The sequence below is a fragment of the Mycobacterium hubeiense genome (assembly GCF_002838065.1).
Lineage (GTDB): Bacteria > Actinomycetota > Actinomycetes > Mycobacteriales > Mycobacteriaceae > Mycobacterium > Mycobacterium hubeiense.
Genome location: NZ_PIZU01000013.1, coordinates 87879 through 105800 on the forward strand (window position 1 = coordinate 87879; position 17922 = coordinate 105800).

A 17922-nucleotide genomic window follows, 5' to 3' on the forward strand; every position below is an offset into this window, starting at 1 on the left:
CGGCCAGAAGACTCAGCGGCTGAAGAACTTCAGTGGCCGTTCGACGAATTCGAAGACGACCCCGTCGGGTGAGCGCAGGAAAGCGATGTAGAGGCCCTCGATCTTGGTGCCGGGCAGCGGACACCAGACCGGATCTCCCATCACTTCAACGGAATCCGGCACTGCGGCCAGTGCCTTGTCCGTGTCCTCGACCCGCATCGCACACCGGTAGAGCCCCTGGTGGTTGCCGCCCCAAGGCACGGGATCCTGGTGGCGGGTCCCGGGGTGCTGCACAACCATGAGACTGAACTGATGGGCATCCTCGGGGACCGCGTACCGCGACACCACACATTCCACCGCGTCGGCTGACCCGCGCGGAACCAATTGATCACCGGACACGTCGACCAGTGTGGGCGCCTGCACCTCGACGAATCCGATCGCCGTCAGGAACTCGCCGGTCGCTACCGCATCGATCGCCGCGATACGGACTCCGCCGAACAAAGCGCCGCCGGATGCATCGGCACCGGGAATCTCCGCGAGTTCTACGACAACGCCGTCGGGATCTATTGCGAGAACCGACTTTGCACCGGAGATCAGTCCGTCGACGGGGTCGCCCACCGTGACGCCGCCGTCACGCAATCTCGCGACAGTGCCTGCCAAGTCGGCCACGGTCATCAACGCCGACCGGATGCCCGGGCGCGCCGGATCAGTGCTTTCGTCGCGTTTCAGCGCTGGGCTGTGGTACTCGATCGCCTCCAGCGCGCAACCGCTTCGACCACCGCGCGAATCGTAGAGAAACGATGTGGCGCAGTAGGTTTCGCCATCGAGACCAAGGATCGAGCCATCGGTTGGCACCTTGGGATCGGTCCGCATGCGCGCGGAGAGCCCCAGCTGTCTCACGTAGAGGTCTTCGGTCGAGTCCAGCGACGCGCAATTCAAGTTGACGTGCAGGAAGCGGCGTGCAAGGTCGTCGGACACCACTACAGAACGACCGACTTCACTTTGAAATCGATGATCTGGTCCTCGTTGAAACCCAGCTCGGCCAGGAGCGCGTCGGTGTGCTCCCCGTGACCAGGCGCACACGAGAGCGAAAGCGGCGTCTCATCGAACTGCACCGGGCTGGCGGCGAGCGCGAACTCGTTGTTGTTGGCATCCGTCACCCGGGGCAGATAACCGTTCTTGATCGCCTGCGGATCGGAGTGCAGCTCGTGGGCGGTGCGCATGACGTCCCACACCCCGTCGAATCCGGCGAACGCCTTCTCCCAGTGGGAAAGATCCTCCGCCGCAAACGCACTACGTATCTCCGCGATGCACTCCTTGCGATTTTCGAAACGCACCATCGCGTTGGCGAACCGCTCATCGTCGATCAGGTCCGGCCGCCCCAGCCGGGTGCAGAAGTCCGCCCAGAACCGGTCGGCCTGCAACAGCACGAACGCGATGAATCGGCCGTCTCGGGTCCTGTAGATACTGGCTACGGGGTTGGGCATCTCGTCGAGGTTGAACTTCGGGATGTCCTGGCCTGTCACGCCCGAGCCGACGATATCGGGCCCCAACTGCCATATCGCTGCGTTGAGAAGAGAGACATCCACGACGGACGGCTCGCCGGTGCGCTCCCGCTTCAGCAGCGCCGCGGCGATCCCGCCCGCAATGGCGAGCCCGCCGTAGGAGTCGCCGAATGCCGGCCGCTGGATTGGCGGATACGAACCGTCGCCGGCCGCATATGCTTCGCCGATCCCGCCGCGGGCCCAGTACGCCGCCAAGTCGAAGCCGCCCTGCGAAGCCAAATCACCCTTGGTGCCGTAGCCGTGCCCGCGGGCGTAGATGATCTTCGGGTTGCGCGCGCGCACCTGCTCGACGTCGATCCCCATCCGCTTCCGCGAGTCGGGCAGCAGGTTCGTGACGAAGACGTCGGCGGTCTCCAGCAGCTTCATCAACAACTCCAGCCCTTCGGGAGTCGAGGTGTCCAGGCCGATGCTGCGCTTGCCACGATTGGGCTGCTCGATGAAGTGGTTCACTCCCCCCGCACCGGTGACGATGCCCGAGCTGATCAGGCCTCGCTGGGGGTCGCCGGTCTCCGGGTGCTCGATCTTGATGACGTCGGCACCCCAGTCTGCCAGTACCGCCCCGGCGGCCGGGACGAACGTCCAGGCGGCCAGTTCGACGACGCGGATTCCGCGCAGGATGTCGCTCACGCCGACTCCAAGGGATAGGCGATGACCTTCGTCTGCAGGTGCTGCTCGAAACCCTCGATGCCGTTCTGGCGGCCGATCCCGCTCATCTTGTAGCCGCCGAACGGCGCATCGGCGCCGTAGAAGATGGCCCCATTGATGTTCACCGACCCGGTCCGAATTCGCCGGGCAACGGCCATCGCACGCTCGTTGGAGCCCAGCACGGTGCCCGCCAGCCCGTAGACCGAGTTGTTGGCCATCTCGACGGCACCGTCGTCACCATTGTCGTAGGGCGTGATCGTGATGATGGGACCGAAGATCTCCTCCTGGAAGACACGGTGGTCGGGTGCCACGTCGGCCAGAACCGTCGGCGCAACGAAGTACCCGCGGTCCAATCCCTCGGGCTTCCCGCCGCCGACCGTCACCCTGGCGCCCTGCTCCTTGGCCACCTCGATATAGCCCAGCACGCGGTCGCGTTGCTTGGCCGAGATGAGCGGGCCGCAGAAGTTGGCCGGGTCGGTTGGATCGCCGACGGTGACCGAGGCGAACGTCGCGGTGGCCAGCTCGACGGCCTCGTCGTAACGATTGCGGGGCACCAACATTCGGGTGGTCAGCGCGCAGCCCTGGCCCGAATGCATCAGGGCGCCGATGCACCCGGGGACCGTGCTGGCCAGGTCGGCGTCCTCGAGCAGCAGGTATACCGACTTGCCGCCCAGCTCCATGAGATTGCGCTTCATGGTTGCCGCGGACAGCCGCCCGATGAGCTCGCCCACCGCGGTCGAGCCGGTGAAGGAGATCATGTCGACTCGCGGATCGGTGACCAGCCGCTGGGCCACGTCGTTGTCCGACGCCGGGACGACATTGACGACTCCCGGTGGGATGTCGGTCTTCTCGGCGATGATGCGGCCCCATCGCAGTGCGCTCCACGGTGTTTCGATGGCGGGCTTGAGCACCATGGTGTTGCCGGTGGCCAGCACCTGCCCCACCTTGTTGGCGATGATCTCCACCGGGAAGTTCCAGGGCGTGATCGCGCCGACGACGCCCATCGGCTCCTTGACCACCACACGGTTGTAGGGCTCGCCCATCTTCGCGTCGACGTCCAGCTGACGTTCCCAGGTGAACTTCGAGATGTACTGCGCCGGCCACCGGACCGCGTCGGCGAGGGGCCAGTCCAGTTGAGCGATGTAGGTCATTCCCACCGGAGAGCCGGCCTCGGCGATCAGCTCGGCGCGCGCATCCTCTTTCTCCTCCTGCAGCGCGTCGTGCAGCTGCATGAGACAGTGTTGGCGGAATTCGTGGTTGGTCGACCAGTCGGTGGTGTCGAAGGCGCGTCGTGCGGCGGCGATGGCCTCGTCCATGTCCTCGGCACCGGCGTCGGTGCACACACCGAGCACTTCCTCGGTGGCCGGGTTGATGTTGTCGGCGGTTTTTCCCGTCGACGATTCACGCAATCGCCCGTCGATGTAGAGACGGGATTCGGGGTTGAACGAGACGGTGGCTGCGGCGACCGGTGATGCCGTCATTGGCGCTCCCTATGGCGAAGGTGGGGTCGTGCGTTAGTGTACCTGTTATAGATAATTGTTTAGCGGATTCTACCCCCGACCGTACAGCCCCTCGACCCAGGAAAGGCGTGCCAGTTGTCAGCCCCTGTCGACGACGTCGTGAACGCCAGCCGCCAGCAGCAGTATGTCTCGGACGTCGCGTCTTACCGCGAGGACTTCCGGCGCTACCTGCGTGACCTCGACTGGGCCGAGGAGTGGCGCAACTCGTCATTTGACAACACCGAAGACGAGCTGGCGTACCACGCCGTCGTGCTGTCGCGCGTGTACGAGGCCGGGTGGAACCGCTACGGCTGGCCCGAACTGGCAGGCGGCTACGGAGGAACCGAAATCCACCGCGCGGTGTACTTCGAGGAGCTCGCCGCGGCGATGCTGCCGGTTCCCGAACAGCATTGGACGCTCGAGGTGCTCGGCCCGGCCGTGATCAAGTACGCGCCCGAACTCGCCTCGCAGTATCTGCCGAATTACCTGCGCGGCGCCGAGTGGTGGGGACAGTGCTTCTCCGAGCCGGAATCAGGAAGCGATCTGGCGGGGCTGCGGAGCCGCGCCGTCGACGACGGCGCGGGCGGCTTCATCCTGAACGGGCAGAAGATCTGGACCAGCCAGGGCCCCACCGCCACGAGGTTTTTGGCCCTGGTCCGCACCGGCACCCCGGAAAGCCGCCACCGAGGGTTGAGCACCTTCCTGGTGGACGCGGACAGCCCCGGCATCACGGTGCGCCCCATCGCACTGGCCAGCGGTCGTCGCGAGTTGGCCGAGGTGTTCTTCGATGACGTTCGGGTGCCGCGTGAGCGACTGCTCGGTGAGGTCGACGGCGGCTGGGGTGTGGTGATGCACCTGATGCAGTACGAGCGCGGAATGTACGGCTACGCCTCACTGACGACGGCGCTGACCGAATTGAGTTGGCTGCGCGCCGAAATGGCCGAGCACGGCTCGTCGTCAGCGGACAGACGCCGGTTCGCCCAGCTCTACGTTGCGGTGCTGGCCGCGCAGGCACGCGCCGCGACTACGGTGCGCGCGCTCGCCGAGGGCCGTGCCGTCGGCCCGAACAGCAGCGTCGACAAGTTGCTGTGCGCCAAGGCCGAAAGAGACATCAACGACCTCATCATGGACGCCCGCCGCGAGTGGCTGATCGCCGGGGCGGGCGCTGACGGCAGAGAGCTCGACGCCATTCGGGCGAAGTGGTGGTACACCCGCGCCGCGACGATCATGGGCGGCAGCGCCGAGGTGCAGCGCGGCATCATCGCCGACCACCTGCTGGGACTCCCGAAGGAAAAACGATGAGCGCTTGCGCGAAGAGCAGAGGGCCAAGATGAGCGACCCGTTGACCGACGAAACGTGGCCGATGGTCGAGGAGGCCGTGTTCCGGTTGTTCGACCAGATCGCAGGCAAGGGAGCAGACGCGCACACCGTGATCGGTCCCGCGCTGGCCGAGCTGGGATGGTCGGACATCGAGGCGGAGTACCCGGTCGAGGCGTGCGAATTGCTCTTTCGCGCCCAGGGCCGCTCGCTGGCACACACCGACAGCCTCAGCGCCGTGATGCTGGCCGAACTGCAGCCGCTGTTGGACGGACCCGTCGACGGCATCGTGCTGCCCGACGCGGCCGACGGCTGCGCACCGGGCTCCGACGCCCAGCGGGTGGCCGGAATCGTGTTGGGGCCATTGCCAAGTGGTGGGCGACTCGCGGTCCCGGCGTCCGGCCCGATGGGCGCGGTGTCGCTCGGCGTTGTCGACAGCGATCAGTTGCTCGGTGAACGACTCGACACGTTCGACCCGACGGTGTTCTGGACGCGGGTGAGCGGACCGCTGGCCGGCGATCTCACCGACGCGTCGACCGAGTGGGGCCACGCGATCGCCGCCGCGCACCGCGCCCTGGCCACCGAACTGGTCGCGCTGGCCGACGAGGCATTGCGTATCGCCGTCGAGCACGTCCGCGTCCGCGTCCAATTCGGTTCTCCCATAGGCTCATTCCAGTCGCCACGGCATCTGCTGGCTGATGCATCGGCAAGCCTGGAAGGCGCCCGCGCGCTGTTGAACGAGACATGGCGATACGGCGGAAGCCTCTCGGCGATGGCCGCGAAGGCATCCGCGGGCCGCGCGCACCGGGCGATCGCAGACGCCGCGCTGCAGGTGTGCGGCGCGATCGGGTTGACCGCCGAACACGATCTGCACCGCTATGTCACCCGCGGCTTCCAGATCGACTCGCTGTGTGGTTCACACCAACAGCTCGAGGGACTGCTCGCCGAGAGACTATTCGAGATCTACGCGCCGGGCCGTGCGCTGCCCGCGGTCGTCAACTGGGGCTGAGGAGAGGAAACGAATGCGGCGCAACATATTCGAAGAAGTGCACGACGACTTCCGCGCCACCGCGCGCGCCTTCTTCGAGCGCGAATGCGTGCCGAACATCGAGAAGTGGGAACGCGACGGCAAGGTGAGCCGCGAGGCATGGCTTGCCGCGGGTGAACACGGGCTGATCGGCTGGGAGTTCGACGAGAAATACGGCGGCCTCGGCGTCAAAGACTTCCGGTTCAACCAGATCATCTCCGAGGAGATGTTCATGACCGGCTCGGTCGGCATCGGTCTCGGCGTGCAGAACGACATCTTGATGCCGTACCTGAACACCCTCACCACCGAGGAGCAGAAGCAACGCTGGCTGCCCGGGTTCATCTCCGGTGAGCTGATCGGTTCGATCGCGATGTCTGAGCCCGCCGCCGGCTCCGACCTGGCGGGCATCAAGACCACCGCACGCGACGAGGGCGACCACTGGGTCGTCAACGGGCAGAAGACGTTCATCAGCAACGGGCTGCTCTCCAATCTGGTGCTCACCGCCGTCAAAACCGACCCGACGGCGCGTCACAAGGGCATCAGCCTCTTGATGATCGAAGACGGGATGGAGGGCTTTACCCGCGGGCGCAAGCTCGACAAGATCGGACAGTATTCCGCTGACACCGCCGAGTTGTTCTTCGAAGACGTCCGGGTGCCCAAGGAAAATCTCGTCGGCGAGCTCAACCGCGGCTTCTACCACCTGGTGTCGAACCTGCCCAGCGAGCGCGTCGGCGTCGCGTGTTACGCGCTTCCTGCGGCGCGACGGGCGTTGGAGCTGACGAAGGCATACGCACTGGAGCGCACCGCCTTCGGACAGCCGATCGGCACATTCCAGGTCAACCGACACTTTCTGGCCGAGATGCAGACCAAGCTCGACGCCGCGCAGACGTATCTCGATCAGTGCGTGCTGTCGGTCAACGACGGCACCCTCTCCGCCGCCGATGCGGCGGGGCTGAAGTGGTGGACCTCGGAAGTCCAGTGGGAGATCATCGACCGCTGCCTGCAGCTGCACGGCGGGTACGGCTATATCAATGAGTACGAAGTGGCCCGGCTGTGGCGGGATTCGCGGGTACAGCGGCTCTACGCCGGCACCACGGAAATCATGAAGGATCTGATGGGGCGTGCCATGGGTTTCTAGATGACGTTGGTCACTGCGAGGCGCTTAATTCCCGGCCAAGGGCGGTGATTCGGTTAACCTGCCAAATAGTTAGTTGATTCCGTCAAGGGAGCGTGGAGGTCGATATGGAGGTCACCAGCCTTCGGGAACCGAAGATGGCCGATCGGGTGGCCACCGTGCTGCGCAGGATGTTCATCCGCGGCGAGATCCCCGAAGGCACCATGCTGCCGCCCGAGTCCGAGCTCATGGAGCGGTTCGGGGTGTCCCGGCCGACCCTGCGCGAAGCATTCCGTGTGCTGGAGTCCGAGTCGCTCATCGAGGTGCAGCGCGGCGTGCGCGGCGGCGCGCGGGTCACCCGGCCGCGACGTCAGACACTGGCCCGCTACGCCGGGCTCATCCTCGAGTACGAGGGAGTGACTCTCAAGGACGTTTACGACGCCAGGGTGACCCTGGAGACCCCGATGGTTGTCCAACTCGCGAAGGACCGCAATCCGGCAGTGATCGCCGAGCTCGAGCAGATCGTCGAACGCGAAGCCGAGCTGCAACCGGGCGGCGACACTGTCGACCAGCTCACCGATTTTCACGCCGCGATCGCCCGGCTGTCGGGCAACAAGACTTTGCAGATCGTCAGCGACATGCTCCATCACATCGTGGAGAAGGCCAATCGGTCGTTGCAACCGACCGAGGGCACTCGCGCCGCGCAGGCGGTGAGTCGTTCGGTGAAGACGCACCGCATGGTGTTGGACATGATCAAAGCGGGCGAGGCGGAGAAGGCCGGCGAGCTGTGGAAGAAGCATCTGCAGAAGGCCGAGGCATTCGTGTTGTCGGGTGCCGAATTGTCCACTGTCGTAGACCTCCTCGAATGACCGGGGTAGACGAGCGAGAAGTTCAGCACGACATCGAGACGCCCGCCGCGGTACAGATCCGGTTCGGGATCGAGTTTGTTGCGGCGAGCCTCGCCGACGCGACGGTCGTGATGTCGATGCCGATCTCGGGCTTGCGCAATCCGGTCACCGGCGCGCCCGCCGTCGGGCCGCTGGCAATCCTTGTAGACGCCGCCGCCGGGGTGGTCAATCACTATCGGCGCCAAACGGATCGGTGGACGGTGTCGAGCGAACTCTCGCTGGAGGTCAGCGCCGACGTCACCGACGCTATGGAGGCGGGCGCCCCGCCTGTGGTGGCCACCGCCCGCGCGGTGGGTTCGGTCGGGAATGCGCCGCTGTCGATCTGCACGCTCACCTGCGGTGACACCGAGATCGGCACCGGCACAGTGCGTTCCGCGTTCGTTCCCGCGGACGGCGTTACCGCCAAACAACCGCCGCGAACGTCGCTTGTAGAGGCGCCGACGTTGGCGGATCTCATGGCGGTGCAGATCGATACCGGCGAGGACGGCGCAGTCGTGTTGCGTCAGCACCCCGATCCCGACCTCAACAACGACATCGGCATCATCCACGGCGGCATGGCATCGGCCGGTTTGGAATTGGCAGCGTCGGCTGTGCTGAACTCCGACCGATCCGTGGCCCATCTGCATACGGCGTCGCTGCGGGTCAACTTTTTGCGCCCGTTCTTCGCGGGCGGCAGCTCCCACTACGTCGCCGCTCCGGTGCGCGTCGGCCGCAGCTCCGGGGTCGCCGACGCGCAGGCCATCGGTGACGACGGCCGGGTGGCGCTTACCGCCAGGGTGACGGCTTACCGCTGACGCCTACTTCTTCGACCGAGCCCGAAAAGCCGCCACCCGCTCCTTGAACTCCGGCGTGCTGAACGAGGTGTACTCCTCGGCCAGCGCGTACTCCAGCACGCCAAGCGCGGCACGAGACAGATGCATGTTCATCGCGATCTTGCTGGCGCGCAACGCCTGCGGCGGCAGTGCAGCAAGTCGCTCACCGAGCGCAAGTGCCTCGTCCAGCACCGCGTCGTCCGCGGCGACCTTGGTGACCAGGTTGAGTTTCTCGGCGTCCGACGCGGTGATCCGGTCACCGAGCAGCACGTATTCCTTGGCCTTCATCAACCCGATGAGCAGCGGAAGCATCGCGGCTCCGCCGTCACCGGCGACCAGTCCGACTGCGACGTGCGGGTCGGCCAGGTAGCTGCTCTGTCCCATCACCAGGAAGTCGCTCAGCAGCGCGATCGAGCAGCCTAGCCCGACCGCAGGACCGTTGACCGCGGACACCAGCGGCTTGGGAAAGTTGATCACCTCGAGGAAGACCGTGCGCGCCTCGGCGATCTGGAACTGACGCGCCACCGGATCATCGATGAGCCTGCCGAACATCACCATGTCGCCGCCAGCCGAAAACGCCTTGCCCACACCGGTTGTCACCACTGCGTTCACGTCGTTGTCTGCCGACAGAACACGCCAGATGGTGGCGAACGCGTGGTGAACTTCCTCGTTGACCGCGTTGAACGCCTCGGGACGATTGATGCTCACCACATGCACACCGCCGCGCTTCTCGACGAGCAGCCACGGGGCGAACTCCTCGTATCCGGGCAGGGTCGCGATTTCGGAAGTAGTCATGTGTATCGTCCCGTCAATTCTTCTCGTTGGAAAGGATGGTGACCGCCGAGACAGCCGTCGGACCACCGATGTTGTGGGCCAACCCAACTCGGGCACCGTCAACCTGGTTCTCGGCCTGACCACGAAGCTGGTTGAACAGTTCGTAGCACTGGGCCACCCCGGTGGCGCCAGGCGGATGTCCTTTGGCCTTCAGGCCGCCGCTGGGGTTGACCGGGATCGAGCCGCCGACGTAATGTTCACGCCCCTCGACCAGCTTGTAGGCCTCGAACCGGTTGGCGAAGCCGAGGTCTTCATAGCTGATGAGTTCAACGCCGGTGAAGCAGTCGTGCACCTCGGCGACGTCGATGTCACGCGGCGTGACGCCGGCCATGGCCATCGCCGTCTTGGCCGCACGAACCGTCGGCGGAAAGGTCGTCATGTCGCTCTTGTGCTGGTGCATCACGCGATCCATGCCGAGCCCCACCCCACGCACCCACACCGGTCGGTCGGTGTAGCGATCCACGACGTCCTCTGCCGCGAGGATCACCGCGGCCGCGCCGTCGCTCTGCGGGGTGCAGTCGTAAAGCCCGAACGGCTCGACCACGATCGGCGCCGCCAGTGCCTGCTCGACGGTGATCTCGTAGCGCAGCTGGGCTTTCGGGTTCTTCAGCGCGTGAAAGTGGTTCTTGACCGCCACCATCGCCATGTGTTCCTTGGTCGCCGGCGACTCATGCAGGTACCGGATCACGTGCAAGGCGAAGTTCGCGGGCGCGACCAGCCCCAGCGGATAGTCCCACGCGTTGTCGCGGGTCATCGCCGCCCAGTCCCAGAACGTGGTGTTCGACGACGTCTCGCGGACCTTGTCGGCCCCGACCACGAGCACCACGTCGTAGAGTCCCGACGCGATCGCCATGGTTCCGTTGCGGATCGCGTCATTGCCTGTGGCGCAGGCATTTTCGACGCGGGTGACGGGGATGTCGGTGAGGTCGAGGGTGTCGGCCAGGATGCCCGACGGGAAGCCGTCGGTGGTGGACAGCTCACCGAACCACGCCGCCTGAATCTCGGTCTTGTCGATGCCCTTGTCGATACCGGCGACCGCTTCGGCGTATGCCATCGGCACCAGGTCCTTGATGCCCAGCTCGAAGTGTTCGGCGAAGGGGGTCATCCCGGCCCCGACGATGGCGACGTTTCTCATGCCTTAGCTCCTCGGGCCACGAGCGTACGTCCCGGCCAGAACGCGTACCCGTAATCGGGAATTCCAGCGCGGGTGGCGATCTTGCGCAGCACCACGATCCCCTCCTGTCCGATCGTCGCCGCGCCCGCGGGCACGCCGGTCACCTTCAGCAGCACCCGCACCGGGCTGTCGTCGAGCTGCACGACGGCCAGTGAATACGGGCTCGGCAGGTCGGGCACCGGTATCCGCACGGTGGTGTGGGTGTACACGGTGCCGGTGCGCGGCAACGGCTCGAGGCGGTACTCGGTGGCCAGCTGCCCGGCGTTGTTCACGCGCAGTCGCGGCGGAAACTGCGGTGCGGAGTCGATGCCTGGACTCTCGTCGAAAACCGCCGCTTCCCAACGAATCTTGGGCTCGAACGCACGAGCGTAGGCGGGCATCGAGATCGGGATTCCTACGCCGTCGGCGACGCGGGTCTTCGGCAGGTCGCGCGGCGGAAACTCGTCGCGGAATATTCGCGGCCTGGTGCCGTTGAGCGCGAGTTCGGCCGCGCTGATGGTGGCCTGTTCGACGGCGAGCAGCAGGCCCTCCGCGCCCGCCTCGATCGCATCGGCCAGCAGTCGGATACTCGCCGCGGCCGAGGCCGTCGCGTCCGCGACGGCGCCGGATGTGTCGAGATCGCTACCGAGTTGGGCGGGCGGAGCGCCTGCCACCGCAACCACCGTGCGGGTCCCGCGCAGGCCCAGTCGGGCGAGCGTCGAGCGCACCCCGACCTCGCGCTGCAGTCGGGGGTCGGCGTAGGTGTGCCGGGTGCCGTCCTCGCCGCGCGCGGTCAACGGCAGGCTGCGGGTCTGGCGAGCGGCCGCAGCCACGGGTACGCCCTCATCGCCCGTCAACGCGGCCGCCGCGCCCACCGCGAGATCGTTGTCGTCGGCGCCGATGATCAGGGTGCCCGGTACAGCGCTCACGAGTTGGTCCAGCACGGCGGGCGCGCCGCCGAGCACTTCGGCCACCGGGGTGTCAGCCGGCAGCGACAGCGCAGCCAGCAGCACCGCGCCGTTGCCGCCTTCCAACAGCGGGAAATCACGCGACACCAGCACAACACGTGCCGCGGTCGCGTCGGGATCAGCGGCCCGACCTGCCGCGACCGCCATTGTCAGCGCGTCCTCGTCCGGCCCCTTGACCCGTCGTTCACGCACTGTCCATGGCGGCAGATAGGTGCCGATCGAGACGACGTGCGTCATGGCTTCGTTGTCCTCCACTGGGGCACCGCGGTGCTACAAATTTGGTAATGAGCTATATAGTTATAGCATTTCATGTCATCGGCGACCTAGCCAGGGAGAAGACAGCGTCGTGAGAGCTCTTGGTCCTCGCACCCTCAAGGATCGCGTTGTCGTCGTCACCGGCGGCAGCCGCGGCATCGGTCGCGAAATCGCCATCCGCGCCGCCGCCGACGGAGCGGCGGTCGCACTGCTGGCCAAGACCCAAAAACCGAACCCGAAGATCGGGGGCACACTGACCGAGACCGCCGAGGCAGTGCGCAGCGCCGGAGGCCGGGCGCTGGCGCTCCCGGTCGACGTCCGCGACGCCGACGGAGTAGCCAGCGCCATCGCCACCGCTGCCGAGGAGTTCGGCGGGATGGATGTCGTGGTGAACAACGCGGGCGCACTGGATCTGCGCACCACCCCGAATCTGCCGCCGAAAAACTTCCACCGCCTGCTCGGTGTCAATGTCGAAGGGCCGTTCGCCGTCGTGCAGGCCGCGTACCCCTACCTACGAAACTCCGACAACGCCCACATCGTCAACATCTCGCCACCCCTGAATCTCGACCCGCGATGGGTCGGCGCACACGTCGGACACACGGTCGGCAAGTACGCCGAAAGTCTGCTGACGCTCGGATGGGCCGAAGAGTTCGCGTCGATCCCAATCGCCGTCAACTCGCTGTGGCCCGCGACGACGGTCGCGAGCACCGGAATGATCGTCGCGATGGGCGAGGACGTCGTGCGTGCCCAGGCACGCAATACGCAGATCATGGCCGACGCGGTGCACGCCCTGGTGACCCGACCGGCCACAGATTGCAGCGGGCATTTCTACACCGACGAGGAAATTCTGCGGGAAGAGGGATGGGACGACGACGACCTGTCGGAGTATCGGTTGGCCGCCCGCGACGAGGACCTGACCCCCAACTTCTACCTGTCGTCGACCCCGCTGCCGACGGTGTAGGAGTTTCGTCCGGTGAGTTCGTTTGATGCGTTGACGGCCCGTGAACCCGAACTGGTCAAACTGCGTTCCGCTGTGCGGGATTTCCTGCGGGCCGACCATGCTGAGTTCGGCTGGGAGCCGGCAGTCGACGCCTGGCTGGGGCAGTGGGACGAGGAGTTCTCGGCGCGCTTGGGTGCGGCCGGTTTTCTCGGGCTGACGATCCCGAAGCGCTACGGCGGCCACGAGGTGGGGCACCTGCACCGCTACGTCGTGACAGAGGAACTGATCGCCGCGGGAGCTCCTGTGGCGGCGCACTGGACCGCCGACCGTCAGGTGGCGCCCGCTCTGCTGTCATATGGGTCCGAAGAGCAGTGCGAACGGCTGCTACCGAAGATCGTTGCGGGCAAGCTGTACTCGTCGATCGGCATGAGTGAGCATGGAGCCGGATCGGACCTCGCGGCCGTTGCGACCAAAGCCGTTCGGGCCGAAGGTGGTTGGGTCCTTTCCGGCACCAAGGTGTGGACAAGCGGCGCCCACCACGCTCATCAGGTGGTGGTGCTTGCCCGCACCAGCCCACCGGACCCGGATAACCGACACGCCGGGTTCAGTCAGTTCCTGGTGCCGTGTGATGCCAAGGGCGTGCGCGTTGAACCCATCCTGTTGATGTCGGGGGCACACCACTTCAACGAGGTCAATCTGGATTCGGTCTTCGTCGCCGACGCCGACGTGCTCGGGGAGGTCGGCAACGGTTGGCAGCAGGTCACTTCGGAACTGTCTTTCGAGCGCAGCGGACCCGAGCGCATCCTGTCCACCGGCCCTCTGCTGCTGTCGGCGATCCGCGCGCTGGCAGACGGTCCGGTCCCCGACGACCGGACGGCCGTGGCCGTCGGCGATCTGCTTGCGCGGCTCGTCTCGCTGCGCCAGCTGTCGCTCTCTGTGGCCCGCACACTCACCGAAGGCGGGAATGCGGCGAGCCTGGCGGCGCTCGTGAAAGATCTCGGGACCCGCTTCGAGGCGGAATCGGTCGAGTTGGTCGCCGACCTCGTGGAGGGGTCGGCGCCGAACCCCGAGCTGTCAGCGATGCTGACCACGGCATGGCTTCACAAGCCGATGTTCACCCTGCGCGGCGGCACCAACGAGGTGTTGCGAGGCGTAGTCGCCCGCGAAATGGGGTTGCGGTGACGGCACTTTCAGGCGGGGTTCTTGCCACCGGCACCGCAGACGACGACGGCGCCGAGCTGCGCCACTTGGTCGACGACATCGCACGGCGGTCCTTCGACGCCAGGCTCGGTCGCCGTCGGGTCCCCGAGGAGTTCGACGCCGACCTGTGGCGCAATCTCGAGGACACCGGGCTCACCCGTTTGACGAGCACGCCGGACCTGGACGCCGGTCCGCAGGAGCTCGCGATCGTGCTCTACGGCGTGGCGCGGCACGCAGGCGCGGTGCCGCTGGCCGAGACAGATGCGCTGGCCGCCTGGCTGGGCGCGCAGGCCGGCATCGATGTTCCCGACGGTCCCCTGACCGTCGCGATCGCCGACGCCGAACTCACCGACGGTCGGGTCACGGGGACGGCGAGCGACGTGCCGTGGACCAGAGCGGCCGCGGCGGTGCTGCTGTTCGCGCGTGGTCGCGACGGGGCGCGGGTCGGGGTCCTCGACGTCGACACCGCCACCGTTGAGGACGGCCACAACCTCGCCGGAGAGCCACGCGATCGGATCGCTTTCGACGTCATCGCCGACCAGTTAACCCTCGTCGACAACGCGGTCGCCGGCGAACTGGCACTGCGCGGCGCATGGTGCCGCTGTGTGCAGATCATCGGTGCACTCGACGCCGCCGCCGCATTGACGGTCGAGCACACCAGCCAGCGCGTCCAGTTCGGCCGCCCGCTGTCCAAGTTTCAGGCGGTCCAGCACGCGCTGGCGGGGATGGCCGGCGACATCGAACGCGCCAGGGCCGCCGCGACCCTGGCCGTCGCTGCGGCGGCGGATCACGGATTCGATTCGGCGCAAACCGAGTACGCGGTCACCGTCGCGAAAGTTGCGGTGGGCCGGGCCGTCGGGTCGGTGACCACGATCGCGCATCAGCTGCATGGCGCGATCGGCGTCACCGTCGAGCACCCGCTGTGGTCGGCGACCATGCGGGCGCAGAGCTGGACCGACGACTACGGAAGCACCGCGCATCACGCTCGCCGACTTGGCCGCATGGCGCTGACGGTCGACGAGCCGTGGGACCTGGTGATCGGCAATCTGTTCTAACCGAAAACAGTTGACAATAAGGAGAACTCGTGACCATCAAGCAATTCAAAGGCGCATCGGCGATCGTCAGTGGCGGTGCGGGTGGCCTGGGTGAGGCCACCGTGCGGCGGTTGCACGCCGACGGGCTCGGCGTGGTCATCGCCGATCTCGCCGCCGACAAAGGCAAGGCGCTGGCCGACGAGCTGGGCAGCCGCGCCGAGTTCGTCAGTACCGACGTGACGAGCGAGGACTCCGTTCTGGGTGCCATCGAACAGGCCAATCAGCTTGGCCGGTTGCGCTATGCGGTCGTCGCGCACGGCGGCTTCGGCGTCGCGCAGCGCATCGTCGGCCGCGACGGCAAGCCGGCCGATCTCGACGGCTTCACCAAGACGATCGACCTCTATCTCACCGGGACCTACAACGTGGCACGGCTTGTTGCCGCCTCGATCGCGGCAGCCGAGCCCCTCGAGTCCGGTGAACGGGGTGCGCTCGTACTGACCGCGTCCATCGCGGGCTACGAGGGCCAGATCGGGCAGACCGCATACGCCGCAGCAAAGGCCGGGGTGATCGGGTTGACCATCGCGGCGGCCCGTGACTTGAGTTCGGCGGGCATCCGGGTCAACACCATCGCCCCGGGAACGATGAAGACGCCGATCATGGAATCGGTCGGCGAGGAGGCCATCGCCAAATTTGCGGCCAATATCCCGTTCCCGAAGCGTTTGGGCGCCCCGAGCGAATTCGCCGACGCCGCAGCCTTTTTGCTGAGCAACGGTTATGTCAACGGCGAGGTCATGCGCCTCGACGGTGCGCAGCGGTTCACGCCGAAGTAGGCGTGTGGGTCAGAGGCGGCCGTCGACGCGCAGGTCCGGATGGACCCACGTCGGCGACCGCTTCTCCTTGAATGCGAGGAAACCTTCGCGGGTTTCGGGCCCGAACATGCTGGCCTGCATGCCGATCCGGTCGTAGAGGCCCATGTAGTTGTCCAAACTGGCCTTGATCACTCCCCTGGCGGCCGGCGCGGTTCGACAGCACTGCGCGAGGAGCTCGCGCGACACGTCGTAGAGCTTGTCGTGCGGGACGACGCGCGAGACCATGCCCCACTCCATCGCCTCGGCAGCCGACAGCGTGCGTCCGGTGAACATCAGGTCTCGGGTGCGGACGGGCCCGATCAGGCGTGCCAGCATCTGGCTGTAATAGGTATCGGCGATCCCACGGAACAACTCCGGGACCCGGAAGGTGGCGCGTTCACTGACGACAGCCAGGTCGCTGCACATCGCGATCTGCAAACCGCCGCCCTGGCACAGCCCGTTGACGGCGGCGACCACCGGCTTGGCGGACTGCCGCAGCACGTCGAACGGGGTCACGTCCATACCCATGGTCGTCGCGAAGTCCATCCAGTTGTCTTCGCCGGCTTGGCCCAGATCGCCGCCCGGCGCGAACACGTCACCAGTCCCGGTGATGAGCAGCCCGGCGAGATCCGGGTCGGCATTGACCCGGTTGATCGCATAGCGGATGCCGAAGTACATCGCCGGCGTCATCGCGTTGCGGGCGGCCGGCCGGTCCAGCGTGCAGATCGCGAACGGGCCTTCGCGTTCGAACGTCAGATACGGCGTGCCGAGCCAGTCGCCGTCGGGTGGGCGGGGGCCGCCATTGAGCGCGTGGGACATAGGTGTGCCTTCCGGAGCATGATCTGCCTGCTCCTTCAAATTAGCCAAATAGTTGTATGATTCCAAGTTCGCGGCGTAACATCATCGACGTGGCGCAGTTCACACGCATCACCAGCAAAGCAGCGCGCGGCTGAGCGCGACTACCTCGAACGACCACCGGAGGAATACATCAATGGGTTCACTCGACGGCCGCGTCGTCTTCATCACCGGAGCCGCGCGTGGTCAGGGCCGATCGCACGCCGTGATGTGCGCCGAACAGGGCGCGAACATCGTCGGTGTCGACATCTGCGAGGACCTCGACGCCGTGCCCTACAAGTTGGGCACCTACGAGGAACTCGAGGAGACTGCTCGCCTCGTCGAGAAGACCGGTCAGGAGATGCTTTTCCGGAAAGCCGACGTCCGCGACAAGGCCGCGCTGCAGGAAGCCTTCGACGCGGGCGTGAAGCAATTCGGCCATATCGACACCGCGATCGCCAATGCCGGGGTGGTCTTGACCAACCCCGACGAGCGCGACGCCTCGGAATCTCTGCGGCTGGGCCTCGACATCATGTTGATCGGCGTCTGGAATACCTTCCAGGTCGCCATCCCCCATCTCAAAGAGCGCGGCCAAGGTGGCAATCTGATCGCCACCAGCTCAATGATCGCGCTCTTGGACTTGACCGATGGTGGCGGCGGGAGTGACGCCTACCTGATGTCCAAGGTCGCCGTCGTCGGCTTGGTTCGTGCTTATGCGGCGATGCTCGCCCCTGACCGCATCCGCGTCAACGCGGTGGCGCCGACCAACTGCGCGACTCCGATGATCACCGACAATCCGGCGTTGTTCAGGGTGATCGAGGAGAATCCTCGCATGGTCAACGCCGTTCAGACTGCGCTGCCGGACCTGCCGTTGATCGAGCCACGCGATGTCAGCAACGCGATTCTGTTTCTGATCAGCGATGCGGGCCGCTCTTTCACGGGAAGCATGTTGAAGGTGGACGCGGGCATGGACGTGCGGCGCTAACGAGC

17 protein-coding genes are annotated in these 17922 nt (G+C 66.2%); 10 read left to right on the forward strand and 7 right to left on the reverse strand.

Annotated elements, in window-relative coordinates; translation table 11 throughout:
• Nucleotides 1–12 precede the first annotated feature (12 nt).
• Genes CWS39_RS12500 through CWS39_RS12510 form a run of 3 tightly spaced genes read right to left on the reverse strand, consistent with a single transcriptional unit; the run spans nucleotide 13 to nucleotide 3670 of the window.
• The gene (locus CWS39_RS12500) at nucleotides 13–960 is read right to left on the reverse strand and encodes a VOC family protein (RefSeq protein WP_102143234.1); all 948 of its coding nucleotides are present in this window, start codon (nucleotides 958–960) and stop codon (nucleotides 13–15) included.
• Nucleotides 960–2171 (reverse strand): CaiB/BaiF CoA transferase family protein, encoded by a 1212-nt coding sequence (locus CWS39_RS12505; protein ID WP_102143235.1) that lies wholly within the window; start codon nucleotides 2169–2171, stop codon nucleotides 960–962. Before CWS39_RS12505 ends, CWS39_RS12500 begins: the two co-directional genes overlap by 1 nt.
• Nucleotides 2168–3670, reverse strand: coding sequence for an aldehyde dehydrogenase family protein (locus CWS39_RS12510; RefSeq protein ID WP_102143236.1), 1503 nt, complete (start codon nucleotides 3668–3670; stop codon nucleotides 2168–2170). Before CWS39_RS12510 ends, CWS39_RS12505 begins: the two co-directional genes overlap by 4 nt.
• 114 nt (nucleotides 3671–3784) lie before the next feature.
• Between CWS39_RS12510 and CWS39_RS12515 the strand changes: the two genes are divergently transcribed.
• The 5 genes from CWS39_RS12515 (at nucleotide 3785) to CWS39_RS12535 (ending at nucleotide 8848) form a co-directional block, all read left to right on the forward strand.
• Entirely contained in the window at nucleotides 3785–4990 is a 1206-nt protein-coding gene (locus tag CWS39_RS12515) for an acyl-CoA dehydrogenase family protein (protein WP_102143237.1), read from the forward strand.
• A gap of 28 nt (nucleotides 4991–5018) precedes the next feature.
• On the forward strand, nucleotides 5019–6014 hold the full coding sequence (locus tag CWS39_RS12520; protein WP_233213481.1) for an acyl-CoA dehydrogenase family protein: 996 nt from the start codon (nucleotides 5019–5021) through the stop codon (nucleotides 6012–6014).
• A gap of 13 nt (nucleotides 6015–6027) precedes the next feature.
• Entirely contained in the window at nucleotides 6028–7170 is a 1143-nt protein-coding gene (locus CWS39_RS12525; RefSeq protein WP_102143238.1) for an acyl-CoA dehydrogenase family protein, read from the forward strand.
• A 104-nt stretch (nucleotides 7171–7274) separates the two neighbouring features.
• The gene (locus CWS39_RS12530; protein WP_102143239.1) at nucleotides 7275–8015 is read left to right on the forward strand and encodes a FadR/GntR family transcriptional regulator; all 741 of its coding nucleotides are present in this window, start codon (nucleotides 7275–7277) and stop codon (nucleotides 8013–8015) included.
• A complete protein-coding gene (locus tag CWS39_RS12535; RefSeq protein ID WP_102143240.1) occupies nucleotides 8012–8848 on the forward strand; it encodes a PaaI family thioesterase in 837 nt (278 codons plus the stop codon). Before CWS39_RS12530 ends, CWS39_RS12535 begins: the two co-directional genes overlap by 4 nt.
• A 3-nt stretch (nucleotides 8849–8851) precedes the next feature.
• On the opposite strand, the gene CWS39_RS12540 is transcribed toward CWS39_RS12535, so the two are convergent.
• From CWS39_RS12540 to CWS39_RS12550, 3 genes are read right to left on the reverse strand one after another with little or no spacing between them, the layout of a single operon-like run.
• On the reverse strand, nucleotides 8852–9661 hold the full coding sequence (locus CWS39_RS12540) for an enoyl-CoA hydratase/isomerase family protein (RefSeq protein ID WP_102143241.1): 810 nt from the start codon (nucleotides 9659–9661) through the stop codon (nucleotides 8852–8854).
• Between the two features lie 13 nt (nucleotides 9662–9674).
• Entirely contained in the window at nucleotides 9675–10835 is a 1161-nt protein-coding gene (locus tag CWS39_RS12545; RefSeq protein ID WP_102143242.1) for a thiolase C-terminal domain-containing protein, read from the reverse strand.
• Entirely contained in the window at nucleotides 10832–12058 is a 1227-nt protein-coding gene (locus CWS39_RS12550; protein ID WP_102143276.1) for a Zn-ribbon domain-containing OB-fold protein, read from the reverse strand. The genes CWS39_RS12545 and CWS39_RS12550 overlap by 4 nt, the downstream gene beginning before the upstream one ends.
• Nucleotides 12059–12167: 109 nt before the next feature.
• Here CWS39_RS12550 and CWS39_RS12555 point away from each other — a divergent pair, with 109 nt between their 5' ends.
• The 4 genes from CWS39_RS12555 to CWS39_RS12570 are packed head-to-tail and all read left to right on the forward strand — an operon-like array spanning nucleotide 12168 to nucleotide 16080.
• Complete coding sequence (locus CWS39_RS12555; RefSeq protein ID WP_102143243.1) at nucleotides 12168–13037, forward strand: SDR family oxidoreductase; 870 nt, start codon at nucleotides 12168–12170, stop codon at nucleotides 13035–13037.
• A gap of 12 nt (nucleotides 13038–13049) precedes the next feature.
• On the forward strand, nucleotides 13050–14198 hold the full coding sequence (locus tag CWS39_RS12560) for an acyl-CoA dehydrogenase family protein (RefSeq protein ID WP_102143244.1): 1149 nt from the start codon (nucleotides 13050–13052) through the stop codon (nucleotides 14196–14198).
• Nucleotides 14195–15271 (forward strand): acyl-CoA dehydrogenase family protein, encoded by a 1077-nt coding sequence (locus CWS39_RS12565; RefSeq protein ID WP_102143245.1) that lies wholly within the window; start codon nucleotides 14195–14197, stop codon nucleotides 15269–15271. Before CWS39_RS12560 ends, CWS39_RS12565 begins: the two co-directional genes overlap by 4 nt.
• Nucleotides 15272–15300: 29 nt before the next feature.
• On the forward strand, nucleotides 15301–16080 hold the full coding sequence (locus CWS39_RS12570; RefSeq protein ID WP_102143246.1) for an SDR family oxidoreductase: 780 nt from the start codon (nucleotides 15301–15303) through the stop codon (nucleotides 16078–16080).
• A gap of 9 nt (nucleotides 16081–16089) precedes the next feature.
• On the opposite strand, the gene CWS39_RS12575 is transcribed toward CWS39_RS12570, so the two are convergent.
• A complete protein-coding gene (locus CWS39_RS12575; RefSeq protein WP_102143247.1) occupies nucleotides 16090–16917 on the reverse strand; it encodes an enoyl-CoA hydratase/isomerase family protein in 828 nt (275 codons plus the stop codon).
• Nucleotides 16918–17089: 172 nt separating this feature from the next.
• Here CWS39_RS12575 and CWS39_RS12580 point away from each other — a divergent pair, with 172 nt between their 5' ends.
• Nucleotides 17090–17917 (forward strand): mycofactocin-coupled SDR family oxidoreductase, encoded by an 828-nt coding sequence (locus CWS39_RS12580; protein WP_102143248.1) that lies wholly within the window; start codon nucleotides 17090–17092, stop codon nucleotides 17915–17917.
• Nucleotides 17918–17922: the final 5 nt, after the last annotated feature.

Bases quoted from the DNA above. Each gene is read 5' to 3' on its own strand.
- CWS39_RS12510 (WP_102143236.1), bottom strand. From the start codon at position 3,670: ATGACGGCATCACCGGTCGCCGCAGCCACCGTCTCGTTCAACCCCGAA.
- CWS39_RS12520 (WP_233213481.1), top strand. From the start codon at position 5,019: ATGAGCGACCCGTTGACCGACGAAACGTGGCCGATGGTCGAGGAGGCC.
- CWS39_RS12525 (WP_102143238.1), top strand. From the start codon at position 6,028: ATGCGGCGCAACATATTCGAAGAAGTGCACGACGACTTCCGCGCCACC.
- CWS39_RS12530 (WP_102143239.1), top strand. From the start codon at position 7,275: ATGGAGGTCACCAGCCTTCGGGAACCGAAGATGGCCGATCGGGTGGCC.
- CWS39_RS12535 (WP_102143240.1), top strand. From the start codon at position 8,012: ATGACCGGGGTAGACGAGCGAGAAGTTCAGCACGACATCGAGACGCCC.
- CWS39_RS12540 (WP_102143241.1), bottom strand. From the start codon at position 9,661: ATGACTACTTCCGAAATCGCGACCCTGCCCGGATACGAGGAGTTCGCC.
- CWS39_RS12545 (WP_102143242.1), bottom strand. From the start codon at position 10,835: ATGAGAAACGTCGCCATCGTCGGGGCCGGGATGACCCCCTTCGCCGAA.
- CWS39_RS12550 (WP_102143276.1), bottom strand. From the start codon at position 12,058: ATGACGCACGTCGTCTCGATCGGCACCTATCTGCCGCCATGGACAGTG.
- CWS39_RS12575 (WP_102143247.1), bottom strand. From the start codon at position 16,917: ATGTCCCACGCGCTCAATGGCGGCCCCCGCCCACCCGACGGCGACTGG.
- CWS39_RS12580 (WP_102143248.1), top strand. From the start codon at position 17,090: ATGGGTTCACTCGACGGCCGCGTCGTCTTCATCACCGGAGCCGCGCGT.